The organism is Pseudomonas sp. GW101-3H06, from assembly GCF_059424605.1.
The window spans coordinates 3501983-3518640 of record NZ_JBWKZO010000001.1; the positions used below are offsets into that span (position 1 = coordinate 3501983).

Below are 16658 nucleotides of genomic sequence, written 5' to 3' on the forward strand. Positions count from 1 at the left end.
TCTTTTGCTTGTCAGCGGTTCACATCCACCACAACCCGCCCACGCAACTGCCCGGCGAGCAAGCGTGGCGCCACCTCAATGGCTTCACTCAAGCCGATTTCGTGGCTGATCAGCGGCAGCAGATTGAAATCCAGGTCCTGCGCCAGGCGACGCCACGCCTCTATGCGCTTGGCTTTGGGCTGCGTCACGCTGTTGATGCCGGCGAGGGTTACGCCACGCAAAATGAACGGTGCGACCGAAGCCGGAAAATCCATGCCCTGGGCCAGGCCGCAGGCGGCGACGGTGCCGTTGGCCTTGGTGCTGGCACAGGCGTTGGCCAGGGTGTGGCTGCCGACCGAGTCGATGACCGCCGCCCAGCGCTCCTTGGCCAGTGGCTTGCCAGGCTCGGACAGTGTGGCGCGATCGATGATTTCGCTGGCGCCCAATTGCTTGAGGTAGTCGTGTTCCGAGGTACGCCCTGTGGACGCGACCACCCTGTAACCGAGTTTGCTCAACAGTGCGATGGCGAAACTGCCCACGCCGCCATTGGCGCCAGTGACCAGAACTTCGCCTTGCTCGGGCGTCACACCGCTATGTTCCAGCGCGAGGATGCACAGCATCGCCGTGTAACCGGCGGTCCCGATGGCCATGGCTTGCGCAGCGCTAAATGCCTTGGGCAGCGGAATCAGCCAATCGCCATTGAGGCGCGCTTTCTGCGCCAGGCCGCCCCAATGCCCTTCGCCGACACCCCAGCCATTGAGCAGGACCTGGTCGCCGACCTTGTAGTCCGGATGCCCGCTGACTTCGACAGTCCCCGCCAGATCGATCCCCGGCACCATCGGGAATTTGCGCACCACCGGGCTGCTGCCGGTGATCGCCAGGCCATCCTTGAAGTTCAACGTGCTGTACGCCACACGCACCGTCACGTCGCCCTCGGGCAGTTGATCGTCATTGATCTCTTGGAGGGTGGCTCGGTAACCGCTGTCGTCTTTGTCGATCAAAATGCCTTTGAACATGACTGCCTCCGGTGGGTTCACCTGTTGTGGTGCGATTTAAATACCACATCGCAAAAAAATGCCGTACTCGACTTTAAGCCAATTCATGAAACGACCGGCGCTATAAACAAAACATGACTGGTCTTGGGTCACCCATGCTGCTACAAATCCTGATCTACCGCCCCTGCCCGATTCCACCGTCGGAGAACAACTAAATGAGCCAATGGCCAGACACCCGCATTCTTGACCTGCTCGGTATTGAACTGCCGATCATCCAGGGGCCGATGGCCGGCGCCACCAACGCTGCCATGGTCATCGCGGCGAGCAACGCGGGTGGCCTGGGCTCCATGCCGGCAGCGATGCTGAGCATTGAGCAATTGCGCGAAGAGCTGAAGACGATTCGCCAACACACTCAGCGTCCGATCAACGTCAATTTCTTCTGCCATCAACCGCCGCCGGCCGACGAGCAACGGGCGCGAGACTGGAAGAATCTGCTGGAACCCTATTACCGCGAACTGGGCGTCGACTTCGATGCGCCCACACCGGTATCCAATCGTGCGCCGTTCGATGCTGCAGGCTGCGCAGTGATCGAGGAATTTCGCCCGGAAGTCGTGAGCTTCCACTTTGGCCTGCCGGAAAAATCCCTGCTGGAGCGGGTGAAGGCTACGGGAGCAAAAGTGCTGTCCTCGGCCACCACGGTCGAAGAGGCCATCTGGCTTGAGCAACATGGCTGTGACGCGATCATCGCCATGGGTTACGAAGCAGGCGGACACCGCGGGATGTTTCTCAGTGATGACCTGAGCAGTCAGGTCGGCACGTTCGCGCTGGTGCCCCAGGTCGTCGATGCGGTGAAAGTGCCGGTGATCGCCGCTGGCGGCATTGCCGATGCGCGCGGTGTGGCGGCCGCGTTCATGCTGGGTGCTTCGGCGGTGCAAGTCGGGACGGCGTATCTGTTTACCCCGGAAGCCAAGGTCAGTGCATCGCATCACAAAGCGTTGCGTACAGCAAAGGAAAGTGAGACTGCCATCACCAACCTGTTCACCGGGCGCCCGGCGCGCGGGATTCTCAATCGGGTGATGCGCGAACTCGGACCGATGAGCGCCAAGGCACCAGCCTTCCCGCTGGCCGGTGGCGCGCTGATGCCGTTGCGTGCCAAGGGTGAAGCGGACTTCAGCAACCTCTGGGCCGGTCAGGCGTTCACCCTGGGGGTTGAGTCAACGACCGCTGAACTGACCCGTCGGCTGGCCGAGGAAGGCTTGGCGAAACTACTTCGCCGCTGAACAAGCTCCATCACCACAAAAGCACAATCTGGTTAAGAGGTTTCTTACTCCAGATCAGCCAAGTTCCGTTCACAGGCATTTCGCTATATATTTAAATACATAGCGATTACTCCCCCTTGCAATATTCGCCTGTAACGGAGCCGTTTCATGACCCTGCGTGCCTCACGTTTTGCCCCGACTTGCCTGGCAACCCTACTCGCTGCATTTACCCTCGGCGCTGCCCAGGCCGCTGAAGTGCAGGTGGCCGTGGCCGCTAACTTCACTGCGCCGCTTCAGGCGATCGCCGCCGATTTCGAAAAAGACACCGGCCACACACTGGTGACTTCATTCGGTGCAACCGGTCAGTTCTACACCCAGATCAAGAATGGCGCGCCGTTCGAAGTGTTTCTGTCGGCGGACGACACCACCCCGGAAAAACTGGAAAACGAAGGTGACACCGTCAAGGGTTCGCGCTTCACCTACGCCGTTGGCACCCTGGCGCTGTGGTCGGCCAAGGAAGGCTATGTCGATGCCAAAGGCAAAGTCCTGAGCGACAACCTCTACAGGCATCTGTCCATCGCCAACCCGAAAACCGCGCCTTATGGCCTGGCAGCCACTCAGGTATTGGCCAAACAAGGTCTGAGCGACAAGCTCAAGGACAAGATCGTTGAAGGCCAGAACATCACCCAGGCCTACCAGTTCGTGTCCACTGGCAACGCCGAGTTGGGCTTCGTGGCCTTGTCGCAAATCTACAAAGACGGCAAAGTCACCAGCGGCTCGGCCTGGATCGTTCCGGCCGACCTGCATGACCCGATCAATCAAGACGCGGTGATTCTCAACAAAGGCAAGGACAATCCGGCCGCCAAGGCGCTGGTTGACTACCTCAAGGGTCCGAAAGCCGCTGCTGTCATCAAATCCTACGGTTACCAACTCTAAATGACGCTCACGAGTGCCGATTTTTCCGCTATCTGGCTGACCCTGAAGCTGGCGTCCCTGACGACCGTCATCCTCTTGGTGATCGGCACTCCGCTGGCGTTGTGGCTCTCGCGCACTCAATCCTGGTTACGCGCTCCGGTCGGGGCGATTGTTGCCCTGCCCCTGGTACTGCCGCCCACGGTGATCGGTTTTTATCTGTTGCTGGCGCTCGGCCCGAACGGGTTCGTCGGCCATTTCACCCAATCACTGGGGCTTGGCACCCTCACCTTCAGTTTTGCCGGGTTGGTCATCGGCTCGGTACTGTACTCGATGCCGTTCGTGGTCCAGCCGCTGCAAAACGCCTTTTCCGCCATGGGCACTCGCCCACTGGAAGTGGCCGCCACCTTGCGCGCCAATCCCTGGGACACCTTTTTCAGTGTAACTGTGCCCCTGGCCCGCCCCGGCTTCATCACGGCGGCCATCTTGGGTTTTGCCCATACCGTGGGCGAGTTCGGCGTGGTGCTGATGATTGGCGGCAACATTCCCGACAAAACCCGCGTGGTCTCGGTGCAGATCTACGATCACGTCGAGGCCGGGGAATACGCCCAGGCCCATTGGCTTGCCGCGGCGATGCTGGTGTTCTCCTTTGCGGTCCTGCTGGCGTTGTACTCCAGCCGAAAAACCAAAGCGGGCTGGAGCTGATCGATGATTAAAACGCGCCTGAAGTTGAGCTACCCGGGGTTCGCCCTGGATGTTGATTTGCAGCTGCCTGGCCGCGGCGTTACGGCCCTTTATGGTCATTCCGGTTCGGGCAAGACCACCTGCCTGCGTTGCATTGCAGGCCTGGAACGCGCCGATCGGGGTTTTATCCAGGTCAACGATGAAGTCTGGCAGGACAGCGACAAGAAGCTTTTTGTCGCACCGCACAAGCGTGCGTTGGGTTACGTGTTTCAGGAAGCCAGTCTGTTTCCGCATTTGTCGGTGCTGGCCAATCTGGAATTCGGCCTCAAACGCATCCCGAAACACCAGCGCCGCGTCGACATGGCCCACGCGACCGAATTGCTCGGGATCGGCCACCTGCTCGATCGCCATCCGCAACACCTGTCAGGAGGTGAACGACAACGCATCGGCATCGCCCGCGCGCTGCTCACCAGCCCGAAACTGTTGTTGATGGATGAACCGCTGGCGGCGCTGGATGCCCGACGCAAAGGTGAAATCCTGCCTTACCTGCAACGGCTCCACGATGAACTGGACATCCCGGTGTTGTATGTCAGTCATTCCCAGGATGAGGTGGCGCGTCTGGCCGACCACATAGTGTTGCTCAGCGATGGCAAGGCGCTGGCCAGCGGACCTATCGGTCAGACCCTGGCCCGCCTCGACTTGCCGCTGGCGCTGGGCGATGACGCCGGCGTGGTGATCGAGGGGTGTGTCAGCGCCTATGACGCCCACTATCAGTTGCTGACCCTGCAACTGCCCGGCACAGACTCGCACATTCGCGTGGCACACACGCCGATGGCGGCGGGCCAGGCGTTGCGCTGCAAGGTACAGGCGCGGGACGTGAGCCTTAGCCTGCACAGTGCCGAACACAGCAGCATCCTCAATCGCCTGCCGGTCACCGTAGTCAGTGAACTGGGTGCCGACAACGCCGCCCACGTACTCGTGCGCCTGGATGCGTCGGGCACGCCACTGCTGGCGCGCATCACGCGCTACTCCCGCGACCAACTGAACGTGCATCCGGGTCAGCAGCTCTGGGCGCAGATCAAGGCCGTGGCCGTTCTGGCATAGGCGTAGCAATCCGGGTAAACGCGCGGGCACGACTGCGGTAGCGTGAGGTCAATGGCTGTAACGCCCCCGGATTCCGAGCCCAGGACAATCGCCATGCCCGATGCGCTGCCGCCTGATTTGCATTACGTCGATGACACCCAGCCCGGTATCACACGCCGGAAACTGCGCGGCAAGTTCTGCTACTTCGATCCGGCTGGTCAGCGCATTACCGATCCGGACGAGATTCAGCGCATCAACTCCCTCGCGGTGCCGCCGGCCTACACCGATGTATGGATCTGCACCGACCCTCGGGGCCATCTGCAAGCTACCGGTCGCGATGCGCGCGGTCGCAAGCAGTACCGCTATCACCCGCGCTGGCGCGAAGTGCGTGACACCGACAAGTACTCACGCCTGCGGGAATTCGGCCTGGCCCTGCCCAAACTGCGCAAGCAGCTGGAAGCGTTATTGGCCGCGCCGGGCTTCAGTCGCGACAAGGTCATGGCCACCATTATCACCTTGCTCGATGCCACGCTGATCCGTGTCGGCAATACTCAATATGCACGGGACAATCGCTCCTATGGCCTGACCACCTTGCGCAGTCGGCATGTGGAAATCAACGGCAGCGCGATCCTGTTCCAGTTTCGAGGCAAGAGCGGCGTCGAACATCAAATCACCGTAAAGGATCGGCGCCTGGCGCGGATCATCAAGCGTTGCCAGGACATTCCGGGGCAAAACCTCTTTCAATACCTCGATGAAAACGGTGAGCGGCACACCATCACGTCCAATGACGTCAACAGCTACCTGCAAACCCTGACCGGTGCCGACTTCACCGCCAAAGACTACCGCACCTGGGCCGGCAGTGCCCTGGCGCTGGCGGTTTTGCGCAAATTGCAGTGGCAGCCGGAATCGGAGGCGAAACGGCATGTGGTAGAGACGGTGAAAAACGTAGCCAGACAGTTGGGCAATACCCCGGCGGTGTGCCGCAAGTGCTACATCCATCCGGCGGTGCTCGAGAGTTTTCTGCTGGGTGCCCTCGCCGAATTGCCACGGCCGAGAACCCGCAAAGGCTTGCGCGCCGAAGAAGTCGGCTTGGCGATGTTGCTGGAGAAACTGGCATCTGAACCGACGAATTGACCCGCCTATTTTTTGCACGATTACAAATGACTTCTATAGTTGATCTGTACACGAATCAGCTGCGGTGAAGCCATGGAAGACATATTCGTCGTCAAGCGTTGCAACAAGATCATCATTCATGGCCGCCGGGCCGGAGAAACTGGTCACCCACCTCCCGATGCCGCTGTCTGGTACCGCGTCAACGATACCCGCACCAACGGTTTCATCGGTGACGGCTACGATCTTGAAGAAGACGCCCAACGCGTCTGCCGCCAGCTGAATGCCAGATCACGAGTCACGGTCCGACAAGGCTGAAGAGTCTTTGCGGGCCATTTACGGGTCTATACTGAAATGAGCCGAAGGATCGGCCCCATCGGTAGAAAGCTCGCTCCCAGCGGGCTTTTTACTGTGCTGCCAGGTGTCTTCAACGGAGGTGTTTCCCATGTCCGAAAAAGAGTCCATCACCACCCTGCTTACCCTGCTTGATTCCCGTCAGGTTCGTCTGGCCGCGGCATGCAAGGAAATCGCCGATTGGGTCGATCATCAAGGCGGACATCCGACTGCCCTGAGGATTCGCGATCGCCTGAACGACATCGAAAAGGATACGCCGCTGATCCGCAACACCTTGTCGTCGCTCAAACCGGTCGACCCACCGCTGCCACGGTTCAGATGAGTCGATCCGGACAGTCGATGCGAAGATACGGGCTGACAATGCAGGCATGATCGGCGACGTTCTCGTCACCGCGTGTATGCCTGCCCGATCATTGCGTGCTTCCTCCCCGAACCCAGCCAGGCGCTGGGATTTTTTTGTGCCAAGGCAGGCAACGAACGTCACCACTCGCGCGGGGTCCAACGATCACACGTCACGAGGAGACGTTCCGATGGTTACTCACTTCAAAGTCAGCGGGCATCTGGCCTGCGGTCACAAAGGCAACAACCTTATCTCGACCCGTGAACTCAACCGGGTCAAATGCAGAAGCTGCCGAAATACCGACGTGTACAAAGAGGCGCGAAAAGCCCAGCGCAACGCAGCCCGACGCGCTGCGCGCAAAACCAAAGCCACCCAAACCGTAACCGACTGGCGCCAGAGCTGGACCGAGCGCCTGACCGCCCTGCCCGGGCTGCAAAGACTGCCCCGTGGCTTTACCGGCCAACCTTTCGTATGACTGACCGACGACTTCGACGGTCGAGTCGATTCGACCCGACCGTCCGAGACGTGGGAACAGGAAAAAGGATTGAACGAGCATGCTCATTGCTTTGCCAAATCTTTAGGTCCGCGCACCGATGCGCAGGACGTCATTGGTGAGGAAATCGGCATGAACAGTAGACTTCTGCTTCTGATCGCCAGCCTGTGCCCCAGCCTGACCATGGCACAGGGTTGTGATGTCATCACCCGCTCCCAGAGTCCTGCCGTCCCGGTGATCGAGTCCCACACCTGCTATGAGTATGAAAATATGCCGGTGGATGCTATCGATTGGTCATGCAGCAACGAGAGCAAGGAAATGCTCACCAGCAGCAAGAAAAAAGTCGCCCGGTGCGGCGATCAATACAAGGCCACGTGCGTGGGAAAATTGACCCCGGAGTCTCTGGCCAATCCCCAGTCCACCAGCAAAGACAAAGACAGCAAGTCGCTGAATATTCCCGCCGATGCCCAGGTCGCTACGTATTACTACAACGCGGAATACCTGGCGCAATCGAAGATCGATTGTGAAACCGGCGGTGGCAGCTGGAAAGTCAAATAGCCGGATCGGGCTTTGCAGACGTTGTATTCCTGCAAGCTGGCTGCAGGATCTCGCGCAATGTCATGCGCTTGAAGGCCTCGACCAATCCCCGTCCTTCCTCAGGCGCGCAGGAGATCGCCAGGCGCATGGTCGCCTCACCCAGATGCCAGATCAGAAACGCCGATTCTCGAACCTGCCGAGGATCGCTGTGCGGATAGACCCGCAGCATCGCCTCGGCCAATAAACCACCGGCAACGCGACTCTCCGCCAGCTCCAGCGCCAACAGATGTTTGTCGGCCTGCATGCCAGACCAGATGTCCCGCATCGCCGGGGTTGCCAACATGATTTGGCAATACTGATCGAGCAAGTCCGAATAGGCTGCTTGCAGCCCGGGCACATCCACGACTGCGCCCAATGCATCCTCGATGCAACGACGGCTTTCGGCGTTGTAGCGTTCGGCCAACGTGCGAATGATCGAGCTTTTGTCGGGGAAGTACTGATAAAGGGAGCCGATGCTGATCTCGGAACGCTCGGCAATCTCGCTCATCTTGAGCTGATCGCTGCCCTTGTCCGCGATCAATTGCGTAGCCACGGCGAGGATACGTTCCTGTCGCTCGCGGCTGCGTTGCTGCGTGGGACTGCGTCGAATCGGCTCTGGAAGAGGCTGTTCGAGCGCCTCGCTGGACTTCTTGCGCACGGTCGCATTCCGCTCAATAAACATGACATTGACTCACCTTAGCATCACACACCGGTGCGCCCAATAGGCGATGGCCGTACGTCGGGCTGTACCTTCCAGCGATTGACGCCAAAACATGAGGGTCTATCATCTTTCAGAACGTGAGCATTACTCACATTATCAAGGGAGATGAACGCGATGAACAACAATCAGCCAACCATTCTGATTCTCGGCGCCACGGGCAAGACTGGACGACGCATTGCCCAGCGACTCGCAGCGGCCGGACAGCCCGTGCGATTAGGCTCCCGTGGCGCCACCCCGCCCTTTGACTGGGAAAACCGTTCGACCTGGGCGGCTGCCCTTGAGGGCGTTCAAGCCGCGTACATCTCCTTTCAACCGGACCTCGCGATGCCCGGCGCCCTGGAAACGGTCCAGGCGTTCACGGCCCAGGCTGTAAATAGCGGTGTCGGCAAACTGGTGTTGTTGTCGGGTCGCGGTGAGCTTGAAGCGCAACAGGCAGAACGCGTGGTACAGGACAGTGGCGTCGACTGGACCATCCTGCGTGCCAGCTGGTTCTGCCAGAACTTCAGCGAAGCGCACTTTCTCGATCCCATTCTGCAAGGCGAACTGGCTTTGCCCGTCGGTGACATCGCCGAACCATTTGTCGACGTGGAAGACATCGCCGAGATCGCGGCCGCCGCATTGACACAGTCCGAGCATTGCGGCCAGCTCTATGAGTTGACCGGACCAAGAGCACTGACCTTCGCCGACGCCGTCGCCGAGATCGCCCGGGCGACAGATCGCGATATCGGTTTCGTCGCCGTGCGGCCGGACGCCTATCGCCAGGCACTGGAGCAGGAACAGTTGCCGGCTGAGTTGATCGATCTGGTGTTGTATCTGTTCACCACGGTACTCGACGGTCGCAACACGCCCGTTACCGATGGCGTGCAACGGGCACTGGGACGGCCGGCGCGAGACTTTTCCGATTATGTCCAGCGCACCGCTGAGACGGGGATCTGGAACCATCAGGGTTGAGCGCCGACGTACTGCATTGGCGACAATCAGCTTCCTCGACTAGGGTCACCTTCGTGTCGAACTGCGATGCCTTTATTGGCAGGAGCCTGATAAGGAGGAACAATGTCATCCATTCGTAGTGCGGAACAAACCTATCGCCAGTGGTCCAGCCCGATCCTGCTCGAACTCAAGGAGCGAGAACATCAACTGGCCCCGTCAGACCGCGAGGCGCTGCAAAATATTCTGCTGGAAAGGAGGCTGATAAATAGCGGCAATCCTAACGGCAGCGATCGACGCAAGACAGAACCTGGCACTGGCGGTTGAGTCGAACGTAGTAGAAGCACATATGCCAAAAGCCCGGTTTAACACCGGGCTTCCTGTTTTCCGCTCGTCAGGCGCTCAGCACCTTTGCCCTCGCCGCTCTTCCAACGCTGTACACCCCTCTGCCTGGAAGACTCAAATAATCAACAGAAAAATGGCTGCGCTCACGTTGGCGGGTCTGATGTCGAGCTGCTCGCTTTTTGCGCTGGCTGGCGAAACGACAAAGCAGGGATCCGCTGTTCCCCCTGCTGCGATTCCCGGACTCAACCAGCCTCAGGGCGCTGAGTCCAACGAAGAAAAGGCCGATAAAATTGGCGAGGAAGCAGCAGGCTCAAATTCCGGTGCCGATTCGCAAGCCCTGGAAAAAGGAGCGCAGTCCTCGAATAACTCGAAGGAAGACGGGGAAAACCAAGGGAAGTAGCGACTGGCATGGCCGGGTACTCTCACCACCCGACCCGCCCTATAATGCTTCCCTGACTTCTGCACGCCTGTAGTAGGGAGTTTTGCCTTGTCTGCGATTTACTGAGCCACCTTCTCCGCGCATCCTGAGCTAGTCTTTTCTCTCTTGAGCAAAATCGAACGATCACTCCTTTTTCCAATGCCTTTTGAGGGTTCGTAAACGTGAAAGGCAAATTGATTGGCACTACTGTCGTCGTAACCCTCTTGGCTGCCGTGACTTACGGGGTGAGCACGTGGGAAGCCAGCAAGTCTCGGCGACAGGAAGCACTGTGCAAGGTTGCACAAGAGCATCTCAAGACCGTACAGATCGAAGCACGCGCCATGGCAACCGGTTTGTCGGTCGAAGGCTATGCCGAAGCGGAAAAAGCCGAGGTGGGCAAACTCATCACCGCGCTGGATACCGCCAACACCAAAGAGGAAGTGGAAGCTGTCATCACGGAGCACTCCGCCACAGTCCAGGCGCAGGTTGCCGCAACGGATGCGGAAGTTAAATCCCGAGGCGACCAACCCTTTCTCGGGCAACAGCTCAAGGAACAGCGGATTACGACTGACGTGAAGCTGGAAATCCAGCGCGCCGAGAAGGCGGTCAGTGCGGCGTGTGAATGAGGTACGGGCTGCATCTGAAAATTGCGGCCCGGAAACAAACAAGGGTTTGCATTAGCTTTCGCTCGCAAACCCTTGATTTTAGATGGTGCCCGAAGCCGGAATCGAACCGGCACGCCCTTACGAGCGGGGGATTTTAAGTCCCATGCGTCTACCAGTTTCGCCATTCGGGCGGTAGCGCGGTGAATCAGAGGGGGGAAATATATACATCCCGTCCCGGTGAAGCAAGGTCGGAAGTGCGATTTTCAAGACTAAATCTTGCTGATTCCAAAAATAAAAAACTTCGCAAATCATGGACCTACGAAGTTTTCTTGCAGTGATCGACAAAGTCGGTACTAAACCGGCACCCGGGAGACTTTGCAATCCATCGACAAATCCCGGTATTTCAATAGCCTGGCGCTTACACTTCCCCACCCCGTCAAGAAACAAGTCCTCGCCGAACACAGGTATCGTCGCCACTTTTCAGTGAAATTGCGACACTGGCCTACGCCTATACTTTAACTATCATGGGCGTTGGTAGCGACGATATTTCGCAATGCAACGCCTGCCGCATTATCCTTTTCATTATCTCTAACCCGTTTGAATTGGCGTCGGCAGGCCATTGTCGAAGCCTTTTAAGGCCATATGAATGAAGTCTTCCGCGAAGCGCTCACCCAATGCACCACAGCGCAAGGAGTTGACACCCAGCACTCTTCCATTTGCCGTGGTCGGGATCGGTGCCTCCGCTGGCGGACTGCAAGCGCTCAAGTCGTTTTTTGAACACATGCCCGCTGACAGCGGCATGGCCTTTGTCGTCATTCTTCATCTATCGCCTGATCACGAAAGCATCGCAGACCGGATTATCCAGGACGTCACCCAAATGCCGGTCCGCCAAGTGACTGACACGATTGGTATTGAAAAAAACACGGTGTACGTCATCTCTCCGGCCCATGACCTGACGATGAACGATGGTTATCTGTCGGTGACATCCTCAGATCGCCCACCTGGATCACACATTGCCATTGACCTGTTCTTCCGCGACCTGGCGGATGTACACAAGGAGCGGGCCTTTTGTGTGGTGCTCTCGGGCACCGGCTCCGATGGCGCGGTCGGTCTGTCGCGGATCAAGGAGCAAGGGGGGATTACGCTGGTCCAGGCTCCGGAAGATGCCGAGTTCGACGGCATGCCGCGGGCAGCCATCGACACGCAAATGGTCGATCTGGTGCTGCCTGTCGTGGAGATGCCGCAAAAATTGCTGGAGCTTTGGCACAACTCGCAAGCCATCACCCTGCCGACCGCCAATGACCCGGAATTCAAGGCCCTGCCACCGTCTACCGAACGCGACGCCGCGCTCGCCGAACAACTGCTACAAGACATTTTGCAGCAATTGCGCGTGGGGACTGGCCACGACTTCAAACACTACAAGCGTGCAACGGTACTGCGTCGTATTGAACGCCGCCTGCAAGTGACCGCTCAACCGGATTTGGCTGCCTACTACCAATACCTGCAAACCCACCCGGAAGAAACCAAGGCATTGCTGGGCGACATGCTGATCGGTGTCACCAATTTCTTCCGCGACCGCGATGCGTTCGAGGCACTGGAACGTGATGTCATTCCGAGCCTGGTCACTTCGCTAAGAGAAACCCTGCCGTATCGAGAAGAAATCCGTGTCTGGTCAGCCGGCTGCTCGACGGGCGAAGAAGCCTACAGCCTGGCCATCCTGTTTAGCGATCAGCTGACGCTTGAGGCCAACCCTGCCAAGTTGCAGATCTTCGCTACCGACATCGATGATCGTGCCATCGCCTTTGGCCGTGCCGGCGTCTATCCCGAAGCGATCGTGACCGACGTCCCCTCTTCACGTATGCGCCAGTACTTCACGCGGGAAAACCAGCACTATCGCGTGCGCAAGGAAATCCGCGAAAAAGTGCTGTTCGCCAAACACAGCCTCTTGCTGGATCCGCCTTTCTCACAAATCGATCTGATCGTTTGCCGAAACCTGCTGATCTACCTCGACCGTGAAGTGCAGCGCGACATTATGCAAATGTTCCACTTTGCCTTGAGGCCCGGTGGCTATTTGTTTCTGGGAACCTCCGAGACTGCTGATGGCTGCCTGGACCTGTTTACCCCAGTGGACAAGCGCAACCGTATCTTCCGCGCCAAAAGCGTTTCGACCAGCGTCCGGCGGGCTCCGGCCATGCCTCGGGGTGGTTACGCGCGTACCGCTGTCGCCGCCAACCCCGTTGAAACGACGGTGCCGCGCAAAGTCTCTTACGCCGATATCCATCTGCGAGCGCTGGAAAAGGCTGCCCCGCCGAGCATCGTTGTCGATACCAATGCCAACATCCTGCACATGAGCGAAGGCGCCGGGCGCTACCTGCGCTACGTGGCCGGCGAGATATCCCGCAATCTGCTGACGTTGGCTCACCCGGATCTGCGCCTGGAGATACGCACCACTTTATTCCAGGCGAATCAGGCGGGGGTGCCGGTCACCTCCCGCAAAGTCCGTTTCGAGCGTGATCAGAATAACTACCTGATCGACCTGACGGCACACCCGTTCAACGATGAAAAAACAGACACCGACTATGTGCTGGTGACTTTCGAGGAGCGCAGTGTCGACCCTCAAGACCTGGGGGATGTCGCCGCCAATCAGACTGAAAACCAGATGCTGATGACCCTTGAGCATGAGCTGCAGCGCACCAAACTGCACTTGCAGGAAACGATCGAGCAATCGGAAGTCTCCAGCGAAGAACTCAAGGCCTCGAACGAGGAAATGCAGGCCATCAACGAAGAGCTGCGCTCGGCCACCGAAGAACTGGAAACCAGCAAGGAAGAGCTGCAGTCAATCAACGAAGAGCTTTTGACGGTCAACTACGAACTCAAGACCAAGGTTGAAGAAACCGACAAGATCAATGACTACCTCACCAACCTGATTGCTTCTACCGACATAGCCACAGTGTTCGTCGATCGCAACATGCGCATCCGCTGGTTTACCCCGCGGGCCACGGACATCTTCAGCATGTTGCCGGTCGACACCGGTCGCTCATTGCTGGACATCACCCATCGCCTCGAATATCCAGAAATGGCCGAGGACGCCGCGACCGTCTTCGAATCGCTGAACATGATCGAACGCGAGGTCAGCAGCAACGACCAGCGCTGGTATATCGCTCGCTTGCTGCCTTACCGCTCCAGCGAAGATCATATCGACGGCACGGTACTGACCTTTATAGACATCACCAAGCGTCGCACGGCGGAAGATGAGTTGCGCCTGAATGAAGAACGCATGCGCCTGGTCGCCGAAAGCACTCACGATTTCGCCATCATCATTCTGGATGAGCATGGCGTGATTACCGACTGGAACACCGGCGCCGAACTGATATTTGGCTACACCAAAGCCGAAGTACTCGGCGCCTACTACGACCTTATCTTCTCGCCCGAGGATCGTGCCGCCGGCGTACCTGCGCTGGAGTTGAACGCGGCCCGCGAGCAAGGACGCGGCGAAGACGAACGCTGGCACCTGCGCAAGGACGGCAGCCGCTTTTATTGCAGCGGTGAAGTCACGTTGCTCAAGGGAGAGAATCTGGAGGGTTACGTCAAAATTGCCCGTGACCTGACCGGTCATAAGCGCATGCATGACGAGCAAAGCCAGAAACTTGCCGAAACCCAAACCAGTAGCCACCTCAAGGATGAGTTCTTTGCAGTGATGTCTCACGAGCTCAAGCACCCGCTCAATCTCATTCAGCTCAATGCCGAACTGCTGCGCCGCCTGCCCATTACCAAAACCGTCGGGCCGGCCATGAAAGCCGTGAACACCATCTGCGATGCCGTTTCGAGTCAGGCGCGGATCATCGACGACCTGCTGGACGTCGCCCGGGTGCGAACCGGGAAACTCAAGTTGAAAAAACAGGCGGTGGATCTTGGCCGCATTCTCCAGGATATCTACACCGTGGTGATCAATGATCAGCATCCGTGCGAGGTCACGCTGCAGGTACCGCAACCGCCCGAGCCTGCCCTGGTGGTCGATGCCGACAGCACGCGCCTGGAACAGATCGTCTGGAACCTGGTGAATAACGCATTGAAGTTTACGCCCAAGGATGGTCGTGTCGAATTGATCGCCCATCGCGTCGAGGACATGGCCCAGCTGGACGTCATCGACAGCGGCGTTGGGCTGGAACAGGACAACCTGAACAAGGTGTTTGACCTCTTCAGCCAGGCGGACAACCAGCACGCCAGCCATCTGCGTGAAGGCCTGGGCATTGGTCTATCGCTGGTGCGGCAACTGGTGGAAGCTCACGGTGGCTCGGTGAATGTCACGTCCGAAGGGATTGGCCGAGGCTGCACCTTTACCATCCGGCTACCGCTTTCCCAGCCCTCGCAGCAACCTAGCGAGCAACCGGCAGTCGCAGAACAGGGACGCCTGGTCGGCCAGAAAGTCCTGCTGGTGGACGACTCCCGAGACGTCACGGAAGTTCTGCAGATGCTGCTGGAAATGGAAGACGCCCATGTGGAGGCTTTTAATGATCCGTTGCAAGCTCTTAAAGCCGCGAAGGACAGTAACTATGACGTCATCATTTCCGACATCGGTATGCCTGCCATGGATGGCCATCAATTCATCCAGGCCATCCGACAGTTTTCCCAACTGAAGCACACACCAGCTATCGCCCTTACAGGCTATACGAACAACAATGACCAGAGAAAAGCCAGGCAGTCCGGATTCAACTACCACGTGATCAAACCGGTTTCCCATGATGACTTCATCGACATCATTGACGAGGCTTGCAGCGCTCGGCCTTATTGAGGGATGCGGTGGAAAGTCCCCACCCCTTCAAGTCTGAACATACAAGCGAGCCTGCTCGCGAATGTGAAGTATCAGTCGACCTCATCGTTGCCTGACACCCTGCTATCGCGAGCAGCCTTGCTTCTACAGAGGGAATGCGTACGAACATACACGCATGTATGAGTTGCCAATGCAGTTTCCTGCGGACAATAAAAAACCCCGTAGATCATCGATCTACGGGGTTGTTTATAGTGGAGGCCGAGGTCGGAATCGAACCGGCGTAGGCGGATTTGCAATCCGCTGCATAACCATTTTGCTACTCGGCCTCAAAACATTTGCTGTCAGTAGCGCGACATCAAATGCGTACAAACTTGGAGCGGGAAACGAGACTCGAACTCGCGACCCCGACCTTGGCAAGGTCGTGCTCTACCAACTGAGCTATTCCCGCGTCTTGGTGTGGCGCATTCTATAGAATCCAGAAGCCCCGTCAACCCTTTGATTCAAAAAAGTTTTATTTCTTTTCAACGTCGGTCTTCAGATGCGGCCAGGCAGCCCGCAAGTACTGGACCATGGACCATAACGTCAGGCCGGCAGACACCATCAGCAAGGCATAACCCAACGCCACCCAGAAGCTGAAGTGCGACGGATTGGCCAGCAGGATCACCAGCGCCAGCATCTGCGCGGCGGTTTTCCATTTGCCCAGGTTCGACACGGCCACATGGGCACGCGCGCCGAGTTCGGCCATCCACTCACGCAGGGCGGACACCACGATCTCGCGACCGATGATCACGGCAGCCGGCAGCGTGAGCCACAGATTGCCGTGTTCCTGCACCAGCAATACCAGTGCAACGGCAACCATCAACTTGTCGGCAACGGGATCGAGGAAAGCCCCGAACGGCGTACTTTGCTCCAGGCGGCGGGCCAGATACCCGTCCAGCCAGTCCGTGGCAGCGGCAAATGCGAAGACCGAGGCTGACGCCAGGTAGCTCCATTGGTAAGGCAGGTAAAACAGTAAAATGAAGATCGGTATGAGCAGGACGCGTAGAACGGTAATCAGATTAGGGATATTCATCGGCACAACTGGCT

General features: G+C 58.2%; 17 protein-coding genes and 3 tRNA genes. 14 read left to right on the forward strand and 6 right to left on the reverse strand.

Annotated features, from left to right (window positions below):
- Positions 1-11 precede the first annotated feature (11 nt).
- Entirely contained in the window at positions 12-995 is a 984-nt protein-coding gene (acuI, locus tag AC07ZE_RS15935; RefSeq protein ID WP_207265656.1) for an acrylyl-CoA reductase (NADPH), read from the reverse strand.
- Positions 996-1189: 194 nt separating this feature from the next.
- On the opposite strand from acuI, the gene AC07ZE_RS15940 reads away from it, so the two are divergent.
- The 9 genes from AC07ZE_RS15940 (at position 1190) to AC07ZE_RS15980 (ending at position 7767) form a co-directional block, all read left to right on the forward strand.
- A complete protein-coding gene (locus tag AC07ZE_RS15940; RefSeq protein WP_207265657.1) occupies positions 1190-2254 on the forward strand; it encodes an NAD(P)H-dependent flavin oxidoreductase in 1065 nt (354 codons plus the stop codon).
- Positions 2255-2401: 147 nt separating this feature from the next.
- Positions 2402-3169: a molybdate ABC transporter substrate-binding protein gene (gene modA / locus AC07ZE_RS15945; RefSeq protein ID WP_207265658.1), complete on the forward strand. Its 768-nt coding sequence runs from the start codon at positions 2402-2404 to the stop codon at positions 3167-3169.
- Positions 3170-3850 (forward strand): molybdate ABC transporter permease subunit, encoded by a 681-nt coding sequence (gene modB / locus AC07ZE_RS15950; RefSeq protein ID WP_207265659.1) that lies wholly within the window; start codon positions 3170-3172, stop codon positions 3848-3850.
- Between the two features lie 3 nt (positions 3851-3853).
- Complete coding sequence (gene modC, locus AC07ZE_RS15955; protein ID WP_207265660.1) at positions 3854-4933, forward strand: molybdenum ABC transporter ATP-binding protein; 1080 nt, start codon at positions 3854-3856, stop codon at positions 4931-4933.
- A 93-nt stretch (positions 4934-5026) separates the two neighbouring features.
- A complete protein-coding gene (locus AC07ZE_RS15960; protein ID WP_207265661.1) occupies positions 5027-6046 on the forward strand; it encodes a DNA topoisomerase IB in 1020 nt (339 codons plus the stop codon).
- Positions 6047-6118: 72 nt separating this feature from the next.
- Complete coding sequence (locus AC07ZE_RS15965; protein WP_207265662.1) at positions 6119-6340, forward strand: hypothetical protein; 222 nt, start codon at positions 6119-6121, stop codon at positions 6338-6340.
- A 127-nt stretch (positions 6341-6467) separates the two neighbouring features.
- Positions 6468-6698 (forward strand): hypothetical protein, encoded by a 231-nt coding sequence (locus tag AC07ZE_RS15970; RefSeq protein ID WP_008055683.1) that lies wholly within the window; start codon positions 6468-6470, stop codon positions 6696-6698.
- A 208-nt stretch (positions 6699-6906) separates the two neighbouring features.
- On the forward strand, positions 6907-7191 hold the full coding sequence (locus tag AC07ZE_RS15975) for a hypothetical protein (protein ID WP_207265663.1): 285 nt from the start codon (positions 6907-6909) through the stop codon (positions 7189-7191).
- A gap of 150 nt (positions 7192-7341) precedes the next feature.
- Complete coding sequence (locus AC07ZE_RS15980; protein ID WP_207265664.1) at positions 7342-7767, forward strand: hypothetical protein; 426 nt, start codon at positions 7342-7344, stop codon at positions 7765-7767.
- On the opposite strand, the gene AC07ZE_RS15985 is transcribed toward AC07ZE_RS15980, so the two are convergent.
- Positions 7760-8467 carry a TetR/AcrR family transcriptional regulator gene (locus AC07ZE_RS15985; RefSeq protein WP_219739406.1) on the reverse strand — a complete coding sequence of 236 codons (708 nt, stop codon included), beginning with the start codon at positions 8465-8467 and terminating at the stop codon, positions 7760-7762. The genes AC07ZE_RS15980 and AC07ZE_RS15985 overlap by 8 nt on opposite strands.
- Before the next feature lie 153 nt (positions 8468-8620).
- Here AC07ZE_RS15985 and AC07ZE_RS15990 point away from each other — a divergent pair, with 153 nt between their 5' ends.
- From AC07ZE_RS15990 to AC07ZE_RS16005, 4 genes are all read left to right on the forward strand, one after another.
- Positions 8621-9457 carry an NAD(P)H-binding protein gene (locus AC07ZE_RS15990; protein ID WP_207265665.1) on the forward strand — a complete coding sequence of 279 codons (837 nt, stop codon included), beginning with the start codon at positions 8621-8623 and terminating at the stop codon, positions 9455-9457.
- A gap of 102 nt (positions 9458-9559) precedes the next feature.
- A complete protein-coding gene (locus AC07ZE_RS15995; RefSeq protein ID WP_095194721.1) occupies positions 9560-9760 on the forward strand; it encodes a hypothetical protein in 201 nt (66 codons plus the stop codon).
- Positions 9761-9899: 139 nt separating this feature from the next.
- Positions 9900-10178: a hypothetical protein gene (locus AC07ZE_RS16000; protein ID WP_207267830.1), complete on the forward strand. Its 279-nt coding sequence runs from the start codon at positions 9900-9902 to the stop codon at positions 10176-10178.
- Between the two features lie 200 nt (positions 10179-10378).
- Positions 10379-10822, forward strand: a complete 444-nt coding sequence (locus tag AC07ZE_RS16005) for a hypothetical protein (protein ID WP_310650375.1) — start codon at positions 10379-10381, stop codon at positions 10820-10822.
- Positions 10823-10905: 83 nt separating this feature from the next.
- Here AC07ZE_RS16005 and AC07ZE_RS16010 read toward each other — a convergent pair.
- A tRNA-Leu gene (locus AC07ZE_RS16010) sits at positions 10906-10992 on the reverse strand.
- A gap of 455 nt (positions 10993-11447) precedes the next feature.
- Between AC07ZE_RS16010 and AC07ZE_RS16015 the strand changes: the two genes are divergently transcribed.
- Positions 11448-15593, forward strand: coding sequence for a CheR family methyltransferase (locus AC07ZE_RS16015; protein ID WP_207265666.1), 4146 nt, complete (start codon positions 11448-11450; stop codon positions 15591-15593).
- Between the two features lie 231 nt (positions 15594-15824).
- Here AC07ZE_RS16015 and AC07ZE_RS16020 read toward each other — a convergent pair.
- From AC07ZE_RS16020 to pgsA, 3 genes are all read right to left on the reverse strand, one after another.
- Positions 15825-15898: transfer RNA gene (locus AC07ZE_RS16020), tRNA-Cys, on the reverse strand.
- 46 nt (positions 15899-15944) lie between these two features.
- A tRNA-Gly gene (locus AC07ZE_RS16025) sits at positions 15945-16020 on the reverse strand.
- 63 nt (positions 16021-16083) lie between these two features.
- A complete protein-coding gene (gene pgsA / locus AC07ZE_RS16030) occupies positions 16084-16644 on the reverse strand; it encodes a CDP-diacylglycerol--glycerol-3-phosphate 3-phosphatidyltransferase (RefSeq protein ID WP_095194719.1) in 561 nt (186 codons plus the stop codon).
- Positions 16645-16658: the final 14 nt, after the last annotated feature.